Genomic DNA, 21,098 nt, shown 5'->3' with positions numbered 1-21,098 from the left:
AGGTGAGCAATGTGGGGAATTCACTCGTAAGTATTCAAATTATACCAAAAACCAAAAATGGGGAAGATGTCATTCCGTATGTGGATGAAGCGATTGCCATCATTAAAAATGCTGGGGTTAAATATGAAGTGCATCCACTTGAAACGACTATGGAAGGAAATCTTTCTGAGCTGTTTCATGTAATCGAACAGATGAATGAACGAATGATTGAACTAGGAAGTGAGAATGTCATCTCCCAAATTAAGGTTTTATATAAACCAAAGGGTATTGAAATGAACCAGTTAACGGAGAAATATAGATGATAAAGTCACTTATTAGAAAAGGATGGAGACCCCTCTTGGTCCTCATCCTTTTATTCATCATTTGGGAAATCACAACCAGAGTCTTGGATATCCCTTCATGGCTAATGCCTTCTCCATCAGAAATTTGGTTGGAAGGAGTTACGTCTTGGGCTTCTTTTACAAAACATCTTTCATCTACTGCGCTTCTCACGGTTGGAGGCTTTATGATTGGGTGTAGTATCGGTATCGGTACAGCTGTTGGTTTGCATCTGCTTCCACGAGTAAGAGAAGCCATCTATCCTTTAATGATTTTATCTCAAAATATACCGATTATCGTGCTAGCTCCTTTACTGGTGATTTGGTTTGGATTTGGATTATTGCCTAAGATGATTGTTATAACTCTGATCTGCTTCTTTCCTGTCGCTGTATCTGCACTTGATGGCTTTAAACAAACAAATGAAGAATATATTCATTACATGAAAATGGCAGGAGCAACAAAAGGACAGCTCTTTCGAAAAGTAGAATGGCCTCATGCTCTTCCCGCTATTTTTTCAGGTTTGAAAATTTCGGCTACTTATAGCGTGATGGGTGCTGTTATTTCCGAATGGTTAGGAGCCCAAAAAGGGATTGGTGTCTATATGACTCTTGCTTCTTCATCCTTTAGAACAGATAGAGTGTTTGTATCTATATTTATTATAATGTTACTTAGCTTGTTGTTTTTTGGAAGTATTGTTGTGTTAGAGAAGGTTTTTGTGAAACATCGAAAGGAGGACGAATAGATGACAACTTTATCTATAAAACAAATGTCTAAATTCTTTGATGGAGAACTTGTTTTAGAAGATATTTCGATCAATGTGAGCGAAGGAGAATTTGTTTCTATTCTTGGTCCTTCAGGAAGTGGGAAAAGCACCTTGTTTCATATTATTGGTGGACTATTTTCTCCTGATTCAGGCGACATTCAATTAAATGGAAAATCAATAAATGGCCAAAGAGGCTCCATCAGTTATATGCCACAAAGTCCGTCCCTCCTTCCGTGGAGAACGGTGATAGAGAATGTGCTGTTAGGTCAAGAACTACATGGGGAGAAGGACAGAAAGAAAGCAATGGAGATGATTGAGAGGGCAGGTCTAAAAGGATATGAACAAGCTTATCCAGGAGAGTTGTCCGGGGGAATGAAGCAAAGAGTAGCTTTTATTCGGGCTCTCGTTAGCCCCCAATCCTTTTTATGCTTAGATGAACCTTTTTCGGCTCTGGATGAATTTACGAGATTGGATATGCAAAAGTGGCTATTATCAATATGGGAAGAAGATAGAAGTTCCGTACTATTTGTTACACACAATATCGATGAAGCCTTATTCTTATCAGATCGAATTATCATTTTATCCACTCGACCTGCAACGGTGGTAAAGGAATTTACCGTTCCTTTTTCTCGTCCAAGAAACAAAGAAATTTTATTGACAGAAGAATTTTTAAAATGGAAAACGGACATTTTTGAGGAATTGTCTCAATATGTCTAAAGGCTTTCTTATCGATTCCCATACCCATTTGGATTTGTATGAATTAAATGATCAAGAGAAAATTCTGAAGGAAATGAAAATCAGTTCAGTGGAAGCTTTAATCTCTGTATCGTTCCACCTACAATCTGTAAAACGGAATTTAGACCTTGCTCGAAGAGATTCTAGAGTGAAAGTCGCTGCTGGTTTTCACCCAGAGCAACGTCTACCTTCAGATGGGGAATTGAGTAATTTACAAAAATTCATTCAAGAACATGAATCTGAAATATGCGCTATTGGGGAAGTGGGACTGCCTTTTTATTTGATGAGAGAAAACTCTGCTATTACTTTGAGCCCTTATCAAGAATTATTAGAGGTTTTCATCCTACAAGCTAAGCATCTGGGCAAACCTATAAATCTTCACGCTGTTTATGAGCACGCGCCAATTGTGTGTGATCTATTAGAAAAACATTCAGTTAAGAATGCCCATTTTCATTGGTTTAAAGGAGACGTGAATACGATTAAGCGAGTCAAGGACAATGGTTATTTTGTTTCTATAACCCCCGATGTTTTATATGAAGAGGAAATACAACAGTTAGTCAGATTGTTCCCATTAGAACAACTAATGGTCGAAACCGATGGTCCATGGCAATTTGAAGGTATCTTTAAAGGAAGGATGACCCATCCAACATGGATGCATGAAACCATAAAGAAAATAGCCGAGCTAAAGAAGCAGCCAGCATCTTTAGTGTATAAGGTTATTTTTGAACAAACATGTGCTTTTTACAACCTTTCCACTGAGAGTACTGAGATCTAAAATGGCTTTAAGCTTTAGCCATTTTAGGTCTTTTTTTAGGCTCTTTTGTTTTTATTAAAACACATGATAATACCAAGGCTCTGTCAACCAGTTTGTGGTGGTGTGTGCTGGATGGTGAGGGGAACTGCTCCCCCTACAGCTAGGGAGCGGCCGAGCCTCCTCAGCTTCTTGTTACCGGGGTCTCGGCACACCCGTTTTTCCACAGGAGTCTACGCAGTTTCCTTCAAATAGATTTCGTGACAGAGCTTTATTGGGCAATAAAAGAACAGGATTTTCACTTAAATATTTAAAATCAACCGCTGAATACTTTAAAAATGCTGATTTTTTAAACGCTAGATAATTGTATTTTTTATTTATAGAAATTCATGCTTCAATCAACCACTACTTGCTTTTTCAATAGCAAAAAAGTTAACGAAAACAGCCTTTTTTTATGAGTATCTACAACAAACATCATTTACCATCATATTTCCATTCACTATGAGCAAAAATGATAGTAATGACATTTTAAGAAAAGGTGAAAATGATGGAGTTAAATAGTCAGCACATGCCTTATCACGCAGGAGATGTAGTCTATGTAATTTACCGTAATCCCCACACTCAAAGTGTTGCCAATGTGCAGGAAGCGGCAGTTGTACACAATCCGGAAAATCCAAACGAGCTTTCTTTGTTTTTGTATGAAACGTATTACCCCCTGACAGAGGAAGTTGCAGTATATTCTTCGGAAGCTGAAGCAGAGCAGGCATATTCTCATTACTTTGGAGACCACTAGGAGGGATAATGTATGGTGAAACCGTTTGTACCTCAATTGGTTTACTTTGAGCCAAATGCTTTAGAATATCCATTAGGAAAAGAACTAAAGGAAAAGTTTGAAAAGATGGATGTGGAGATTCGTTATACAACGTCCCATAACCAAGTACGAGATCTACCCGGGGATAATCACTTTCAAAAATATCGGATTGCTAAATCCACCTTAGTTGTTGGGGTACGAAAAACATTAAAATTCGACACCTCCAAACCTTCTGCTGAATACGCCATTCCTTTTGCAACAGGATGTATGGGTCATTGCCATTATTGTTATTTGCAAACTACCATGGGAAGTAAACCCTATATTCGGACATATGTGAATGTGGATGAAATCTTTGAAGCAGCGGATCAATATATCGAGGAAAGAGCACCTGAATTCACCAGGTTTGAGGCTGCTTGTACATCAGATATTGTTGGAGTTGACCACCTTACTCATACGTTGAAGCGGGCGATAGAGCATTTTGGTGAATCAGAGTACGGAAAATTACGATTTGTAACCAAGTTTCATCATGTGGATCACTTGCTTGATGCAAAGCATAACGGTAAGACAAGGTTTAGGTTTAGTATTAATGCAGATTATGTTATTAAGAATTTTGAACCTGGAACATCTTCTTTAGAAAAGAGGTTAGAGGCAGCAGGAAAGGTAGCGAGAGCAGGGTATCCTTTAGGATTTATTGTTGCCCCCATTTATATTCATGAAGGCTGGGAAGAGGGATATAAACAGATGTTTGAACATTTGGAAGCTCATTTACCAGATGAAGCTAAGAAGGACTTAACCTTTGAATTCATTCAACATCGATTTACAAAACCTGCCAAAAGAGTGATTGAAAAAAACTATCCTATGACGAAGCTTGAATTGAATGAGGAAGAGCGTCGATATAAATGGGGGAAATATGGAATTGGTAAGTACATCTATCAGAAAGATGAAGAACAGGATCTAAAAGATCACTTATATTCATACATGGAAAAATGCTTTCCAAATGCTAAATTAGAATATTTTACGTAAGGATCGATAAAAAAAGGGACTGATTACAAAAACTATCGGTTGTAATCAGTCCTCTTAATGGAATTGTGGAAGAATGGTCGGTAAATTCTTAACTCTCAAGGCTATCTCTTCACAAATTTCTTGGTAGCTAACCCACTCTTCAAGAATTGTTGTTGAACGTTTACGTGGATTTGGTAAATCCCAATAGATTACCTTTTCATCCAGCTCTGATGGGAGATGAATTTCATCATCATATTCTTTATCTTGAATCGCTATAATAACCGCCGCTTCACCTAAGTCTTTCATCTCGATACGTGAACGAGGGATAGAGCTAATATCTATACATAATTCCTTCATTGCTAATACGCTGAAGTTAGTACAACTTTCACCTAGCCAGCCGGCACTCTTAAAGGACCAATCTGATAAAGAAAGTTTCTCAGCCCATCCTTCAGCTATTAAGCTGCGTTGTTGGCTACTTGAAAGAAAGTAGACTGTTTTTTCCATAAGATTATGTTCCTTTCTTTATCGTGGTGTTATTATTATTTACCCAAAAATGTAATCATTTAACCTTCTACGGACAGAAAAATATATTAGTTATTAAGCAATAGTACAAATTAATTAATAGATTCCTTAATTTATGAGGAAAATAGCAAATCATCTAGTAAATATGCTTTAAAATGGTTAGGAACTTATTTAATTTTAAAATAAATCAGTATAATAGGGGATGTAGAACTCGTTCTTACATATGAATACATCTTGTTGTGGAAAAAAGAGGTTTTGAATTTGTGGGAAGAGGGTAAGAATTCTTATATTATTTTTTGTTTTATTTAGAAGAGGGAGGAACATCTATGAAATTTAATTTAACAACAAAGATTATTATTGCCTTAATACTGGGAGCAATTGTTGGACTTGCACTCAATATATTTGCAAAAGATTTATTTGATATTTTAGATCCGTATCTATTCACTCCACTAGGGAAGATATTCCTTAATCTGATCAGCATGTTAGTTGTACCAATTGTATTTCTATCTATTGTATTGGGATCAGCAGGCCTAGGGGACCCTAAAAAACTAGGGAGAATAGGTTTAAAGACGATTGTATTCTTTTTAGTAACAACGTGTATTGCCATAATCATTGGTTTATCTCTATCCAATCTTATTGATCCTGGTTTAGTTGAGGGAATCGATAAAGCACAATCTGAAGGATTCGAATCTGAAGAAGCACCTCCAGTAGGTCAAACCTTAATGAATATCATTCCAAAAAATCCTTTAACAGCAATGACCGAAGGAAACATGCTCCAAATTATTGCCTTTGCCATATTTATTGGGTTTGGTTTAACAGCTTTAGGTGAAAAGACGAATGGTATATTAAAGCTTGTGGAGCAAGGTAATGATTTAATGATGTACTTAGTGACTCTTGTGATGAAATTTGCTCCATACGGTACATTTGGATTAATCGCTTCAGCCATTGGTAGCCAGGGCATGAGTGCACTTAAAGCAATGTGGCTTTATTTTGTTGTTGTATTACTGGCGTTAATTATCCATGCCATCATTACGTACGGTGGAACAGTATTGTTCCTGGCAAAGAAAAATCCGTTGTGGTTCTTTAAGAGCTTCAGTCCGGCAATGAGTGTTGCATTTAGTACTTCAAGTAGTAATGCCACCCTTCCTGTTTCAATGGATGTTGCACAGGAAAGATTAAAGGTTTCAAAGTCCATCAGTTCTTTCGTACAGCCTTTAGGAGCAACGATAAATATGGACGGGACGGCAATCATGCAAGGTGTTGCCACTGTCTTTATTGCCCAAGTATATGGGATTGATTTAACCCTCGAGCAGTTGATTACTGTTGTATTAACGGCTGTTTTGGCCAGTGTTGGAACAGCGGGAGTTCCAGGAGTTGGTTTGATTTTACTAGCTATGGTTTTAAGCAGCGTAAACTTACCAGTAGAAGGTATTGGGTTGATCCTAGGAATTGACCGTCTGTTAGATATGGCAAGAACCTCCATTAACATTTCAGGAGATGCGGCTTGTGCATTGTACGTTTCAGAATCCGAGAAGAAACGTACAATAAAGGAACAAAGAGGAGAAGCTTAATTTAAATCGTAAAAAGATGACCACTCCGATATGGGGTGGTCACCTTTTTTTGTTGACCAGATAAAATATAAGCCCCTGAGCTAGACAGTTGGAGTCCACAAAGGGGCAGGCGAGAAAGCGAGCATCCCTCGCTGCAATCGATCACTACTCGTTTTAATAAAAATAAAGGTTACGAAAACTGCCTTTTTATTTTATGTGATCATAATGCTCTAATGCTCGTTTTCTTGCACTTCTATGATCAACGATGGGGAGAGGATAACTTTCCCCTAATACCACACCAGCGGAAGTTAGGATTTCTAATGGAGCCTCTGAAGGCTTGTGAATATATTTATTAGGAAGCTTGTTTAATTCTGGTACCCACCTTCGAATATATTGACCTTGCTTATCGAACTTCTCACTTTGAGTTGTCGGGTTGAAAATACGAAAGTAGGGGGAGGCGTCTAGTCCCGATCCCGCTACCCATTGCCATCCCATGGAATTATTGGCAAGGTCTGCATCAATTAACGTATTGAAAAACCAATCTGCCCCTTTTTGCCAAGGGATAAGCAAATGCTTAGTAAGAAAAGAAGCAACTATCATTCGAACCCTGTTATGCATGAATCCAGTGGCCCATAATTCTCGCATTCCAGCATCCACAATAGGATAGCCAGTTTTTCCTTTTGTCCAACTTTCCCAATTCACCAGGTCATCCTCCCATTGAAATCTTTCAAACTTTTCATATAGGGGCTTTTCAGGTGAGTTTGGAAAATGGAGAAGAATAGAATAAGAAAAATCTCTCCATATGAGTTGTTTAATAAAGGTTTCTGATTTTGTATTTTCACTTTCTATCAAGAAGTGAAACATACTTCGAACGGAGATGATACCGAGAGACAAATAGGGAGAGAGTGTTGAATGATGTCGATCTGATGGAAAGTCTCTCCCAGAGTGATATTGTTCTAGACTGTTATTTACAAACCGATGGAATCTCCTCATTGCTGCTTTTTCTCCAGGTTCCCATATACTGTCCATCACTTTATACCAAGGTATTTCGGGAATAAGACACAATTCTTTTATCAAAAGGCCTATGTGTTTTATATCAGGCACGTTCATGCTTTTAACTTGAGGAACCGGCTTAGGAATTGTTTCCTTTCTTAACCTCCTGTAAAAGGCTGAATAGACCTTATAAGGAGAACCATCCTCTTTTCTAATTTTCCATGGTGGTAGTAATAGGTTACCTTCAAATGTTTTCACCTCTACCCCTTGAGAGGATAGGCTTAGTGCAAGGTCTTTATCCATTTTATAAACATTGGGGTCATAATTTCTATTCCAATAAACTCCCGTGGCTCCTGTTTCTTTAATCCATCGGGTAAGAACATCTTGGGTCTTTCCTTTGTCTATCCACAAGCGACCGTTGATTGACTTTAAAGTAGAATGAAAGGCTTCAAGATTTTGATGTAACCACCATTTACTTGCTTCTCCTTTTTTGGCATAGGGTGTATGTTCATCTAAAATAAAAAGAGGAATCACCTTTCCCTGAAGAGAAGCTTGGTATAGAGCAGGCTGGTCATGAATTCTAAAATCTTGTCGGAGCAAAACAATGATGACATTCTCCATTTTAGTACCTCCACTCGATAGATTTTGAACGAATCTATTAAAAGTATAGTAAAATGAACAATGAGATACAAAAATCAATCGGTTATTAAAAAAATGTTTAATAATTCTTGAAATAGGAAACAGAAACGGTGTAATATTACACTATACTAAAGGATTTTAGGTGAAGTTATGACGAAGGAAGAAATTGTACTTATTATATCGGAAAAGCTGAGACTTATTCGTACAGAGGCTGGGTATACACAGGATAAGATGGCTAATGTCATTGGATTATCTAAGAAAACCCTTGTTCAAATTGAAAAGGGACGAGTAATGGCGAGCTGGACTGCGGTAATTGCTGTTTGTGCCCTATTTAAAGATAGTGAAACTTTAGCTGCTAGCCTGGGAGGAGAACCATTAGAGGTAATTGAAACCATTGCAAGAGAAGGTATTGATTATCGAAAAGAAAAAACTCTTGGTGGAAAGATTTGGTGGAAGGATATTGAAAAGGATGAAGGATATGTTCTTCAACAAAATGTTTTCAGTCAACATTTTAGAATATTAGATTTTGAACATTATCGAATTTATAGCAGCTTTGATGAGAACAACGCTCACAAACGTTTTAATGAATTAACGAAGGAATAGTATACTTCTTAAAGGTACATACTTTCAACTATTCTTATTTATTATTTTGTTAAAAGGTGGCTTTCCAACAAGGATTTGACCACAATTTTCTAGATTAAATGTATTTAGTGACTTGAAGATTCGCCAATGGATCGGAAAAATCTTTATACTACTCTCTACTGCTTTCAACTCAAAGCATTAGGTGAAAAAAGGGACGGACCTCATCTTCACAAAAATGAAGATGAGGTCCGTCCCTCTTAACATGTTATTTTACAATTAATACGCTGGATTCACAGGAGTGTGCAACTTTTTCGCTTACACTTCCCAGTACCCATTTTTTCATGCCGGTTTTTCCACTGTTCCCTACAACCACGAGGTCAACGTAGTTTTCTTTTGCGTATTCACAAATGCGTTTAGCTTCTGATCCTGATAGGTGGATATAATTCGCATTCAGATTATAAGGAGATAGTTTTTCTTGTACATTTCTTAATACATGGTGAGTCGAGGAAGGGGTCTTGATTTCATGGCGTTCCTCAGATTTGTTCCCTGGTTGTTCACGAGATCCAGATAAATTACCCATGTACACATTGTCAGGACCAGGTGTTGTATCTGGCATGGCATGAGTTGGAGTATAGTGATCGTGAGTTTCATTCGCTATTTTTTCTTCAGAGATATATAACACAGTTAATTTTGTTTCAAATGACAACTTAGATAATTTCATTACTTCATCTAATGCTTTTTTGCTTCCGTCTGTTTCATCATAAGCAAGTAAAATGTGTTTAAACATCTATATCACCTCTATATATGGAATACCTATTATTTACCCTAAAAAAAGTTTTTTAATCTTTTTAAATTATCCCCATAAAAATTCACCTCAGTACGTAATAGTGTAATAATAAAAAATGTTACTCATCAAGGAGAGGAAATTATATGGGGAGAAGGATGCATCCTACCATTAAAAGTTGTATTCAGCATTTAAAGGAATTAGACATCGACAAAAGAACCCGTCAAATCGTATACATGTATATGAAATCCCTTGAAGCAAAGAAAGAGGAGAAGGGATATGCCCTTCATCCATCTATTCAAAAATGCATGCAGCATTTAAAAATATTAGGCAGTGATGAATTAACAAAACAAGTCGTTTTTCATTATATGAGAGTTCTTCAAGAAGAATCAGATACTAAGAAGAGCTGGATTGAATCTATAAACTAAATTAGTCAAAAAGAAAGAGCAGGATGGGGGGAAGATCCATCCTGCTCTTTCTTTTTCATTAGAATTAATATGATTGCTCTTTAATTATAAATTCAAAACTTCTTAAAGCATGCTGATGATCCAACCAATTACAACAATTGCTCCAACTACCATTAAGATTGTACGTACCATAACATTTCACCTCGACTTATTAATATCAACTAAGAATTTTTTGATTTATTTAACCGGTTAATTAAAAGTTACCCGGTTAGCGATCTTTTAAAACCTATTTTGTTTTTTTACCCAGGAGTTAAGTCTTCCCTGATCTTTCATGGACAAGGCTGTCCGAAAAAGCGAAACACTTATATATGGGTGAGCTAAAGAAAGTAGTAAGATTAGTGTGCTTCTTTTTCAAAAAAATATGATTATTTTTGGTTATTATTTTACGGTAAATCGTTCTTGTTCGTAAATGGTATTGATATAAAACAAACCTTTGATTAAGTTGGAAGGGAAGTTCAATAAGAAGCAGGAAATCATCACCACGTTTTCTAAATATAAAGTATAGGACGATCCAAATGATTGTCATAATGAAAGGAGTCAACATTATGCTGACATTAATTCAAAATGGAGAAGTATATGCTCCAGATTATTTAGGGGAAAAAGATATATTATTGGTAGATAATAAAATAGGCTATATAGAAGATAAAATAGACCTGCCGAAAGGGTTTGTGGATATAACGGTAATGGATGCTCAGGGAAAATACGTAATACCTGGATTGATCGATTCTCATGTACATATTATGGGTGGAGGCGGAGAAGGTAGTTTTAGAACAAGAACACCAGAAATTCAACTTAGCCAAGCTACTCTTGCAGGAATAACGACAATAGTAGGGGTCATCGGAACTGATGGGACAACCCGTACTATGACAAGTCTCATTGCCAAGGCACGTGGTCTCGAAGAAGAAGGGATCACTTGCTATGTTCAAACTGGTTCCTATCAGGTCCCTTTAAAGACTCTTACTGGGAAAATTGAGGATGATATCATCCTTGTGGATCGAATTATTGGTGTAGGAGAAGTAGCAATTTCAGATCACCGTTCTTCTCAACCTACTGTCAATGAATTAGCAAAGATAGCATCAGCAGCTAGGATTGGAGGTATGCTGTCAGGTAAATCTGGTATCGTCAATGTGCATGTAGGGGATAGCCGAGAACATTTGAAATTAATAGAAGATGTGATTGATTTAACAGATATTCCAATCAAACAGTTTTATCCTACTCACATCAATAGAAATGCTCATTTATTTAAGGCGGGAATTCATTATGCACTAAAAGGAGGTTATGTTGATTTTACTACAAGTACTATCCCTCAATTTCTGGGGGAAGGTGAAGTGAAATGTAGTAAAGCCCTAAAGAGAATGCTTGATGCAGGAGTTTCCATTGATCAAATAACCTATACGTCTGATGGACAAGCGAGTTTGCCTGACTTTGATGAAAACGGTGAGCTTATCGGCCTTCAAATTGGACAAGTTTCAAGTTTATTCAAAGAGGTGAAAGATGCCATTCTAAAAGAAGGAATTCCATTAGAGACAGCCATCAGGGTCATTACGTCAAATCCTGCAAAAATTTTAAAGCTAAAACAAAAAGGCCATATAGAAGTAGGGAAGGATGCAGACCTGGTTTTATTGGATAAAAAAACATTAAACATAGACACTGTTTATGCAAAAGGAAAGTTAATGGTCGAGAACAGAAAAGCTGTTGTTAAAGGAACCTTTGAATAATACAATGATTTTCTGAATTAAGGCAGCCTGTGATGAGTATATTTCAGGCTGTTTTTTTATATATGGCTCCTCTCGTAAAGAACAACATGAATTTTCTTCAATATTTAAGAAATTGAGTAACAGCGCATATTAAAAAATATATGCAACACATATAATTTTGGTATATCATGGAAGAAGTTGAGTTTGGGAGGGGTTTTATGAACACGAGAATAATATTTGTTGAAGGCATTCCTGGAGCCGGAAAAACAACAGCGGTACAACAAATTGGACATATATTAAGGGAAAAAGGAATCGTTACACACATGTATGTTGAAGGAGATTTAGATCAACCAGCAGATTATGAGAGGGTAGCCTATCTACAAGAAGAAAACCTTTCATTTATTCTAGATAAACATTCTATTTCATCACTTGAGCTAAATAGATTCAGAGAATCAATTGAAAAAGGAGTTCTTGTCTATTACGGGAAATTAGAGGAGAGTGCGTTATTTCCTGAAGAATTCATAAAAGAGCTGTCTTTTTATGATGTCTATAATCAACCACCAACTATTTATAGGACTTTGCTAAAAAGAAAATGGACTTCTTTTAAAAAATCTCTTGGCCATAATGACCATGTCTACATACTGGATTGCTGCTTGCTTCAAAACCCTACAACCTTTTTAATGGCAAAAAATAATCTATCAACCACCAACATTCAATCCTTTATTACTGAATTAATAAATGAAATAAGAGGGTTTAATCCCCTGGTAATATATATAGAACCTACTGATATTACTCAATCTTTTAGTCACGTTCAGAAAGAACGTTCAAACGATTGGTTTGAATTTGTAAGAGATTATTATACTACTCAAGAGTTTGGATATAACAATGGACTTCCCAATGATTTAACTGGAATTATTCAATACCTTACTCACAGGGTTAAACTTGAAAAAGATATCTTATCTCATAGTGAAATCGATTGGGTTCATATCGAAAGGAGCCAATCTTCTTTTGGAAAGGTAAATGAAATGATTAAAGAAGAAATTTCTATACGTTTATAGAACTGGACAACTTTCTTCTTTAAAATAACAAAAACCTTTAAGAAAAGCATTCTTAATAGTTATCCGACTTCAGACTGAGGAAGAAACCACCATCAGACTCTCAAGGGAGTAAGAGAATATCGATATGATTAGATTATAGATTAGGAAAGATGGGAGACAGGTATCTATGAAAAAAATGATTGAAATTTTTAAAAAGCCAATTTTCTTAAAGTTATTCCTTGCCAACTTCACGTCCCATATGGGAAGTGTTATTGGCTTGACCGCTTTTATGTTTTATCTTCTTGATCGGTTTTCTGAACAGCCCATGTATGCTTCGATTACAGAAATGATGTATTCTCTTCCTACGCTTGTCGTCTTTTTTATTGTAGGGGTGTTAGCGGACAGGATGGATCGTCAAAAGATTGCTTACCATTGTGATACCGTGAGTGCCTTTTTAACATTGTTATTACTTGGCGCAATTTATATTGGCTGGCTACCTTTAATCTTTACGATTCTGTTCTTACGAAGTGGAGTTCAAAAATTCTTTTTCCCTGCTGAACAGGCTATTTTACAAGGTGTGTTGTCAAAGGACGACTATTCAACTGCTGCAGGACTGAATCAAATGGTTATGAGTTTGTTTATGCTACTAGGAAATGCCGTTGCAATTTTTGTCTATTGGACAGCTGGAATATATGGGGCCATTATCGTTGATTTCATCACCTTCATCATTAGCGCCATTTTAATTAAGAAATGTGTTATTAATGAAGAGGTCCGCCTGCCAAATGGTAAGCATACCTGGAAGGATTTAAATATTGCGTCTGTAACCAAGGACTTTAAATCGGGCTTGATGTACATCCTTAATCATAAGCTTTTACTCTCTTTAATAAGCGGATTTGTTGTATTTGGAGTGGTCAATGGAGGCTTCTCGGTAATACCTATTTTTATTTTGAAGTATAAACTAGCACCTCAAACATATGAGGAGTACTCCATATTATTAGGTATAGCATTTGGTTCGGGAGTATTAATTGGAAGTGTTGTATCATCCATGTTAACTCAGAAATTTAGGTTTCATGTTCTGATAGTAGCTGGGTTAGTGATTTCAGGAACGTTTATCATCGCTGCTTCCTTTGCTCCAACCACCTGGGTGTTTATGATGATTGTCTTTTTGGCAGCTTTAGGATTGCCACTTGTGAATATTGCTATTGGTGGATGGCTCCCTAGTATAATTGATCCTAAAATGATGGGTAGAGTCCAAGGATGGATTAACCCACTTATGATGCTTTCACAATCTATTACGCTAGGAATTATTGCCATGACTTTTCCAAACGTGGTTTCCGTTGAGATGCTTTATTGGGTCGTTGGAGGGTGTTTGATTTTTGTAGGCGCTCTTTATACGGTAATCCTTCCTAAATTTATGAACGAAGAGGAAGTTAAGCCGGCAGTATTGAACGGGTGATTAGAGACCTTTATGAAAATATTTTATTTTCATAAAGGTTTTATTTTGTGAAACTGACTTCTAAAGACTCTGTAAACCAAAGTGTGCTGGATTGCGAGGGAACAGCTCCGTTTTCTTCCCAAAAAGTGAGCTGTAGCGGAATCAACTAAACTTTCTTGAACAAGCGCTGGAAAAGAAGCATGAACAAGCTGAATAAAAGTAAAATGAAAATGAACGTTTTTTCGTATTGATCGTCTTATCAATGAATACACCCGATGGGGTGGGGAGAAAGGACTAAAAGGATGGAAGAGAGAGAACTTATAAAAAGAGCAAAAAAAGGTGATCATGCCGCCTTTGCTCTCTTATTTAAAGAAAATTATCCTTTTCTTGTTAAATATTTAATCAAAGTAACGATGAATCATCATCAAGCAGAAGAACTGGCTCAACATACCATGGCAAAATGCGTAGAGAAAATTCATCAATTTAATGGAAAGTCCAAATTTTCTTCCTGGCTCATTACGATTGCGACGAATCGATATGTTGACCTTCAAAGGGAGAAGAAAAGAGAAGAAAATCGGCAGCAGGAGGAAGCAAGTTTTCGTAAGTTAAAGTGGGATGTTCATTCACGACAAGAAGAGTGGAGTGAAGTGTTGGAAGCATTATCTACTTTGAACGAGGAAACGAGGCTGCCGATTATACTAAAGCATTACTATGGGTATTCATACGATGAAATTGGCCAAATGGTGGGTGTGCCTTTAGGGACAGTGAAGTCAAGGGTTCATAATGGTATTACCCGGTTGAGAGAGGAGTTGAAATTAGATGAACAAAAAACGTCAGCAAACGGGCGACCAAGATCTTGACTTAAAACAATTATTTGAAAGTGGATTTAAAATGATTAATCAAGAAATCGAAGAAAATACTCCTTCTGATCAATGGTTTGAACATTTTGTAGTAGAGCAACAAGAGCGTGTAAAAGTTAAACTTAGAAAAGAACTTATTGCCTTTCTGGCTGTAGCTTGTTTTACCCTTCTCATTTTTGCTGTTACCCTTTTTCAATTACCTTCATTGTTTCTACTCCTACAAATAGGAGTATTCATCGGTGCTTCTATTTTTAGCAGTTTCACATATATTAAGCAGGTGAAGAAGTTATGACAAAAGAGTTGCTTTATCTATTACCAGTCATTATCTCCCTCCTACTTGCTCAAAGTATATTCTTATTCATTGATGCTCGGAAAAATGGCCATAACTATTGGTTTTGGGGAATATGGGGCTTAATACAAAGTCCCATTCCAGTAATATTTTATTTTCTATTTGCAAGGAAAGTCTGGAGAAGACAAGGAAAGGAGAGAGAGGAATGATCTATGTTACAACTGATTTTGTACCAGGAAAAGAAGTAAAGGAATTAAAAGGATTTGTTAGGGGAAGTACGGTTCAAGCGAAGCATATCGGAAAGGACATTGTGGCAGGTCTTAAGACGATTTTAGGCGGGGAAATTAGTGAATATAGTGAATTAATGGAAGAAGCAAGAAATAAAGCGATTGAGCGCATGATCGCAGATGCAACTCAAAAGGGAGCCAATGCTATCATTGCAGTCCGTCTAGAAACATCAGCTGTTATGCAGAATGCATCAGAAATAATCGCTTATGGAACAGCAGTATTTGTGGAATAGTGAGTTATCTAAAATTTGATAGAAAATTATCAATAAAAATAATATTGACACAATTTATAACATATAGTATGGTTATATATGGAATTAATACGAAATGAAATGGAGGGTTTGTGATGATTAAAATGTTTAGAACTCAAGTGCAGTCATTTAAGAATACCAATTTAATATCATCACATAACCAGTAACTCCTTTAGAATGCTTAAAATGATTCAATAATGAGCACAGGTTATGTATGTAATCTGTGCTTTTGTATGTCCATTGACGGACGTTAATAAGGCGCAAACAGGTTAAATAGGGTGATGACTATCTCAGTCATTTCTTTATGAGCCTATGCCTTATTGCGTCCGTCTTTTTTATTGGATGTTTTCAGGTTAATCCCTGTTCACATATATCACTTGAATTTTAAGGAGGAAAAGAAAAATGGAAAGTGTTCAAATGAAAAAAATGATAACCCTGGTGGAGACAGAAGGCGGATAGTAAAGCACAACAAGAGGAGGTAGATAAGGATGTTTAGTATTTTTAAGAAATTATCATGGTTTTTTATTGAAAATTGGAAAAGGTATGCATTGGCCATTTTTTTACTTGTGATTGTAGGGATTCTTGATGTTATTCCTCCAAAACTAGTAGGAAATGCCATAGATGATATGCATCTTGGAGCTATGACCTGGGAGGTAGTAACGAAGTACCTTTGGTTATTAGTAGGGATCACCATTATTTCTTATTCCATGACATATGTTTGGATGTATCAGTTATTTGGTGGAGCGTTCTTAGTAGAAAGAAAGCTTCGTTCAAACTTTATGGGCCATTTATTAAAGATGACTCCGACGTTTTTTGAGAAGAATCGTACGGGAGACTTAATGGCAAGGGCAACCAATGATTTAAAGGCAATCTCAGTGACTGCTGGATTCGGAGTATTAACATTGATCGATTCCAGTGTCTTTATGTTAACAATTCTATTCACAATGGGGTTCCTAATCAGTTGGAAATTAACCCTTGCAGCAATCTTACCGCTGCCAATTATGGCAATGTTAATGAAAGTGTATGGAGCTAGAATTCATAAGCGGTTTACAGAAGCTCAAGATTCCTTCGGTGATTTAAATGATAAGGTCCTGGAGTCTATTGCAGGTGTCAGAGTAATACGGGCATATGTACAGGAAAGAGCGGATGAAGATCGCTTTGGAGATATGACAGAGGATGTTTATAACAAGAATATCGAAGTGGCAAAGATTGATTCTTTATTTGAACCCACTATTAAGGTGCTGGTTGGATTAAGCTATTTGATTGGACTTGGTTATGGTGCATATCTCGTGTTTCACCAATCGATTACCCTAGGTGAACTTGTTTCTTTCAACGTTTATTTAGGAATGTTAATTTGGCCGATGTTTGCCATCGGAGAACTCATTAATATCATGCAACGAGGAAATGCATCTCTTGATCGAGTGCAGGAGACATTGGATTATAATCAAGATGTCAAAGACCCTGCAAATCCTAAATCATTGGAAGCACCTAATGGAATTGGATTTAAGGATGTCGAATTCCAATACCCATCGTCTCAAGTTTTGAACCTGTCAAATATTGAAGTGAATATCAACAAAGGGGATACTCTCGGAATTGTCGGCAAAACGGGAAGCGGTAAGACAACCTTTATTAAACAATTATTAAGAGAGTATCCAATGGGGAAAGGTGTATTATCAATCGGAGGAATTCCCATTGGAGAACTCACTCTTAAACAAGTAAGAAACTGGATAGGATATGTGCCTCAGGATCATGTGCTCTTCTCAAGAACAGTAAAAGAAAATATTTTATTTGGTCGGCACGATGCAACGGAGGAAGATTTAGAAGCAGCTATTAAACTTGCTGATTTTACTAAAGACCTTGAAATGTTACCAGATGGTCTTGGGACTCTAGTAGGTGAAAAGGGAGTAGCTCTTTCAGGTGGGCAAAAACAACGGATCTCCATTGCTCGAGCTCTAATTAAAAATCCTGAAATCCTTATTTTAGATGATTCCTTGTCAGCAGTTGATGCGAAAACTGAAGCGAAAATTATAGATAACATACGAAAAGAACGTGAAGGAAAAACAACGATTATCACTACTCATCGTCTATCTGCTGTTGAGCATGCAGACTGGATCATCGTTCTTGAAGATGGAAAAGTGGTAGAAGAAGGAGTACACGCTTCCCTTCTTGAAAATGGTGGTTGGTATAAGGAGCAATTTGACCGCCAACAAGTTGAAGATTCCTCACTAGAGGAGGTGGGCGTATGAAAGTCGGAAGAAAATTAGTCGATTATGCCCTTTTATACAAAAAATTTATTATTGCTGCTTTATTGATGCTCACAGTATCAGTAGCAGCAGAGTTAGCTGGTCCTTTTATTGCAAAGAAGATGATTGATGATCACATTTTGGGAATTGAATCAACCTGGTACGAAACAAGTCAGGGACCTGATACGGTTTCATATAAAGGCAATACGTACAAAAGAGAACAGTATTTTACTAGTGGGGAGGAAAAAGGTAGTGAAGTAAGAGTTCTTCAAGTGGGAAGAGAATTTTACTTCGTAGGAAGTGATATATCTTTTGACGGTGAACGCACGGTTTCTTCAGGTGAATTAACCATAAAAAAAGGAGAAGAAACAGCGACGTATTCAGCTCAAAAATTAACGGGTAATGAACTGTTGGATTTTTATAATCCGGAAATACCAAAGATTATTAAGCTGATTGCATTCTACTTTGGATTACTTGTCATCGCTTCTTTTTTCCAATATGGTCAGGGCTTCTATTTGCAAAAAGCTGCAAATCGAGTCATCCAGCGTATGAGAAACGATATTTTTCAACATATTCAAAAATTACCTATTCGTTATTTTGATAACCTTCCTGCCGGGAAAGTGGTAGCAAGAATCACCAACGACACAGAAGCAATAAGAGAGCTGTACGTAACCGTATTATCAACATTCTTTACGAGTACGATTTATATTTTTGGTATTTATATTGCATTATTCATATTAGATGCCAAATTAGCTGCTCTTTGTTTAATATTGATTCCGATATTGGTAGTCTGGACGTACTTATATCGCATCTATGCTTCAAAATATAATCATATTATTCGTTCGAAGGTAAGCGATATAAACGCCATGATCAATGAGTCAATCCAAGGAATGAATATTATCCAATCCTTCAGCAGGGAGAAGAAAACAAGTGAAGAGTTTGAAGAGCTTAATCATACCCACTATAAATACCAAAACAAACTTCTAAGCCTAAACTCCATGACATCTCATAACCTGGTAGGGGTTTTAAGGAATATTACCTTTGTAGCATTTATATGGTATTTCGGAGGAGCATCTATAGGAGTTGGATCTGTTGTCACTCTGGGTGTACTATATGCATTTGTTGATTATATTAACCGATTATTCCAGCCCGTAACAGGGATTGTCAACCAGCTTGCTAACCTTGAACAGGCACTGGTTGCAGGGGAACGTGTCTTCCAATTGTTAGATGAAGGTGGGACAGCTGTTGAAGACAACAGAATGAACCGTTATGAAGGCAATGTCCGCTTTGAACATGTATTCTTTGGATACAAAGAGAATGAATATGTATTAAAAGATATTACGTTTACAGCTAACAAAGGGGAAACAGTAGCCCTAGTCGGTCATACTGGATCAGGAAAGAGTTCGATTATGAATTTATTATTCCGTTTCTACGATAGCAATGAAGGGTCAATTAAGATTGATGGTCAGGATATTACGGATATTCCTTACCAAACAATCCGTGATCATATGGGCATCGTATTACAGGATCCCTATTTATTTACAGGAACGATTGCATCAAATGTGAGCTTAGACGATCCACGGATATCTAGAGAGCAGGTAGAAGAGGCGTTAAAAGCGGTTGGTGCGGAAAAAGTATTTAAAAATCTTGAAAAAGGCTATGACGAGCCTGTAATAGAAAAGGGAAGCACCCTTTCCTCCGGGCAGCGTCAATTAATATCCTTTGCTCGTGCCCTTGCCTTTAATCCAGCCATTTTGATTTTAGATGAAGCCACATCCAGTATTGATACTGAGACTGAATCGATAATTCAAGAGGCCATGGAGGTGTTAAAGAAGGGAAGAACTACCTTTATTATCGCCCATCGCCTATCCACGATTAAGAATGCAGATAAAATTCTTGTCCTTGATCGTGGAGAAATTGTAGAACAAGGAAACCACGATGAACTGATGCTGCTGAAGGGTCGTTACTATCAAATGTATCAGCTTCAGCAAGGAACGAAGAGTGATATGGCAGGGTAAAAGAAAGAGAGAGCATCCGGGGAACCGGATGCTCTTTTCATAGTGTATGTTGATAAAAAATTCAAATAGTTGATCATTATCAATGAAAATAGAGGATAAAACAATTTTATTGATAAAAAATATCCACCACTTTATAAAGTTGATAATAAAACTTCGGAAGTTGAAAATAAAATGTAAAAAGTTAAAAATAAAAGTTTTAAAGTTGATAATATCCTCTCTATATCATGAAATGTTTGCATGAAATCTTGATTGTTTGCTTCTGCATTCAAAGAAGTAAGACCATTTATAAGATAAAAAGAGGCTTTTTTCATGAAATATAAGTAAATCTGCGCTACTCTAACAGAAAAACAATGAACTAGAGAAGGAAGAGAATTTCCTATAATAAGTTAAATATCAGCGATGTACTTTAATAACAAATCCCCACTCTACTCCTCAAATAATGACGATCCTCAAGCTGATTTAAAATAAAATCTCCAGTATCGAAAATAGATATACTTTTTCCTCCATCGGGTAATACATTTTTCTCCGTTCGAAAATGTCCAAGTCGTTCACCTTCAGGAAGGTAGGTAGGACAAACGATGGTCCAATCGAGTTTAGAGGCTTCGAGCATGAGGTAAGCTCTTAAATGATCCTCAGCAGCAGTGGTACTTCGCCTCTTAGATTCATTCGTTTGAAAACGATACTGATTTGAATCCTTACGGGCATCTAAGATTCCTGCCGTCCCACATGTGATGATACGCTTTATATTATGCGTTCTCATCCCTTCAAGAATGAGGGGCATGCTTCTAGACAATACATCGTTTTTATCTGTATTCAAACAACTAATGACCGCATCGCAGCCTTTTAAGGTATGAAAAATATCCTCTTTGTTTAAAACATTTCCAACAATATCTAATCCTTTATCTATCCGCCCATGATTGATAGGTTGTCTTGTGAGCCGAATCACTTCATGAGTGAATTGTGCGTTAGAGTGTACAATTGAGCCTACTCTGCCAGTGCCACCAAATAAGGCTATTTTCAAATGAAAAACCTCCATCTTATTTTTATAGATTTATTTTATCGTA

The 21,098-nt window shown here is 36.8% G+C and carries 21 protein-coding genes; 17 read left to right on the top strand and 4 right to left on the bottom strand.

All coding sequences use genetic code 11. The annotated features are described in order from the left end of the window. Positions 1 to 11: 11 nt before the first annotated feature. From IQI_RS06155 to splB, 6 genes are all read left to right on the top strand, one after another. Positions 12 to 302: a thiamine-binding protein gene (locus IQI_RS06155; RefSeq protein ID WP_064091786.1), complete on the top strand. Its 291-nt coding sequence runs from the start codon at positions 12 to 14 to the stop codon at positions 300 to 302. After that, complete coding sequence (locus IQI_RS06150; RefSeq protein WP_064091856.1) at positions 302 to 1,060, top strand: ABC transporter permease; 759 nt, start codon at positions 302 to 304, stop codon at positions 1,058 to 1,060. Before IQI_RS06155 ends, IQI_RS06150 begins: the two co-directional genes overlap by 1 nt. Beyond that, entirely contained in the window at positions 1,061 to 1,798 is a 738-nt protein-coding gene (locus tag IQI_RS06145) for an ABC transporter ATP-binding protein (RefSeq protein WP_064091785.1), read from the top strand. Further along, positions 1,791 to 2,591: a TatD family hydrolase gene (locus tag IQI_RS06140; protein WP_064091784.1), complete on the top strand. Its 801-nt coding sequence runs from the start codon at positions 1,791 to 1,793 to the stop codon at positions 2,589 to 2,591. Before IQI_RS06145 ends, IQI_RS06140 begins: the two co-directional genes overlap by 8 nt. 523 nt (positions 2,592 to 3,114) lie before the next feature. After that, complete coding sequence (locus IQI_RS06135; RefSeq protein WP_064091783.1) at positions 3,115 to 3,360, top strand: transcriptional regulator SplA domain-containing protein; 246 nt, start codon at positions 3,115 to 3,117, stop codon at positions 3,358 to 3,360. A 12-nt stretch (positions 3,361 to 3,372) separates the two neighbouring features. Further along, a complete protein-coding gene (gene splB / locus IQI_RS06130) occupies positions 3,373 to 4,401 on the top strand; it encodes a spore photoproduct lyase (protein WP_064091782.1) in 1,029 nt (342 codons plus the stop codon). A 54-nt stretch (positions 4,402 to 4,455) separates the two neighbouring features. Here the strand turns inward: splB and IQI_RS06125 are convergent, their stop codons facing one another. Then, positions 4,456 to 4,884 (bottom strand): low molecular weight phosphatase family protein, encoded by a 429-nt coding sequence (locus IQI_RS06125; protein ID WP_064091781.1) that lies wholly within the window; start codon positions 4,882 to 4,884, stop codon positions 4,456 to 4,458. 344 nt (positions 4,885 to 5,228) lie between these two features. Here IQI_RS06125 and IQI_RS06120 point away from each other — a divergent pair, with 344 nt between their 5' ends. Beyond that, on the top strand, positions 5,229 to 6,473 hold the full coding sequence (locus tag IQI_RS06120; RefSeq protein WP_064091780.1) for a dicarboxylate/amino acid:cation symporter: 1,245 nt from the start codon (positions 5,229 to 5,231) through the stop codon (positions 6,471 to 6,473). 186 nt (positions 6,474 to 6,659) lie between these two features. Here the strand turns inward: IQI_RS06120 and IQI_RS06115 are convergent, their stop codons facing one another. After that, a complete protein-coding gene (locus tag IQI_RS06115) occupies positions 6,660 to 8,066 on the bottom strand; it encodes a cryptochrome/photolyase family protein (protein ID WP_064091779.1) in 1,407 nt (468 codons plus the stop codon). Positions 8,067 to 8,234: 168 nt separating this feature from the next. Here IQI_RS06115 and IQI_RS06110 point away from each other — a divergent pair, with 168 nt between their 5' ends. Next, positions 8,235 to 8,687 carry a helix-turn-helix transcriptional regulator gene (locus IQI_RS06110; RefSeq protein WP_064091778.1) on the top strand — a complete coding sequence of 151 codons (453 nt, stop codon included), beginning with the start codon at positions 8,235 to 8,237 and terminating at the stop codon, positions 8,685 to 8,687. Between the two features lie 244 nt (positions 8,688 to 8,931). On the opposite strand, the gene IQI_RS06105 is transcribed toward IQI_RS06110, so the two are convergent. After that, positions 8,932 to 9,453, bottom strand: coding sequence for a universal stress protein (locus IQI_RS06105; protein ID WP_064091777.1), 522 nt, complete (start codon positions 9,451 to 9,453; stop codon positions 8,932 to 8,934). A 143-nt stretch (positions 9,454 to 9,596) separates the two neighbouring features. Here IQI_RS06105 and IQI_RS06100 point away from each other — a divergent pair, with 143 nt between their 5' ends. The 9 genes from IQI_RS06100 (at position 9,597) to IQI_RS06055 (ending at position 20,034) form a co-directional block, all read left to right on the top strand. Next, entirely contained in the window at positions 9,597 to 9,878 is a 282-nt protein-coding gene (locus tag IQI_RS06100) for a hypothetical protein (protein ID WP_064091776.1), read from the top strand. A gap of 584 nt (positions 9,879 to 10,462) precedes the next feature. Next, positions 10,463 to 11,635, top strand: coding sequence for a beta-aspartyl-peptidase (iadA, locus tag IQI_RS06095; protein ID WP_064091775.1), 1,173 nt, complete (start codon positions 10,463 to 10,465; stop codon positions 11,633 to 11,635). 197 nt (positions 11,636 to 11,832) lie between these two features. Beyond that, positions 11,833 to 12,672, top strand: a complete 840-nt coding sequence (locus tag IQI_RS06090) for a P-loop NTPase family protein (RefSeq protein ID WP_064091774.1) — start codon at positions 11,833 to 11,835, stop codon at positions 12,670 to 12,672. A gap of 166 nt (positions 12,673 to 12,838) precedes the next feature. Beyond that, positions 12,839 to 14,107 (top strand): MFS transporter, encoded by a 1,269-nt coding sequence (locus IQI_RS06085; protein ID WP_064091773.1) that lies wholly within the window; start codon positions 12,839 to 12,841, stop codon positions 14,105 to 14,107. 281 nt (positions 14,108 to 14,388) lie between these two features. Next, positions 14,389 to 14,946, top strand: coding sequence for an RNA polymerase sigma factor SigY (sigY, locus tag IQI_RS06080; RefSeq protein WP_064091772.1), 558 nt, complete (start codon positions 14,389 to 14,391; stop codon positions 14,944 to 14,946). After that, positions 14,906 to 15,238, top strand: coding sequence for a YxlC family protein (locus tag IQI_RS06075; protein ID WP_064091771.1), 333 nt, complete (start codon positions 14,906 to 14,908; stop codon positions 15,236 to 15,238). Before sigY ends, IQI_RS06075 begins: the two co-directional genes overlap by 41 nt. Positions 15,239 to 15,440: 202 nt before the next feature. Next, positions 15,441 to 15,755 (top strand): YbjQ family protein, encoded by a 315-nt coding sequence (locus IQI_RS06065; protein ID WP_064091769.1) that lies wholly within the window; start codon positions 15,441 to 15,443, stop codon positions 15,753 to 15,755. Between the two features lie 506 nt (positions 15,756 to 16,261). Beyond that, on the top strand, positions 16,262 to 18,019 hold the full coding sequence (locus IQI_RS06060; protein WP_064091768.1) for an ABC transporter ATP-binding protein: 1,758 nt from the start codon (positions 16,262 to 16,264) through the stop codon (positions 18,017 to 18,019). Further along, positions 18,016 to 20,034, top strand: a complete 2,019-nt coding sequence (locus IQI_RS06055) for an ABC transporter ATP-binding protein (RefSeq protein ID WP_064091767.1) — start codon at positions 18,016 to 18,018, stop codon at positions 20,032 to 20,034. The genes IQI_RS06060 and IQI_RS06055 overlap by 4 nt, the downstream gene beginning before the upstream one ends. Positions 20,035 to 20,440: 406 nt before the next feature. Here the strand turns inward: IQI_RS06055 and IQI_RS06050 are convergent, their stop codons facing one another. Beyond that, positions 20,441 to 21,055, bottom strand: coding sequence for an NAD(P)-dependent oxidoreductase (locus tag IQI_RS06050; protein ID WP_064091766.1), 615 nt, complete (start codon positions 21,053 to 21,055; stop codon positions 20,441 to 20,443). Between the last annotated feature and the right edge of the window lie 43 nt (positions 21,056 to 21,098).

This window comes from Rossellomorea aquimaris TF-12 (genome assembly GCF_001648555.1).
Lineage (GTDB): Bacteria > Bacillota > Bacilli > Bacillales > Bacillaceae_B > Rossellomorea > Rossellomorea aquimaris.
Note: the sequence above shows the minus strand (reverse complement) of the source record. Positions and strands in the feature narration are given on the sequence as shown.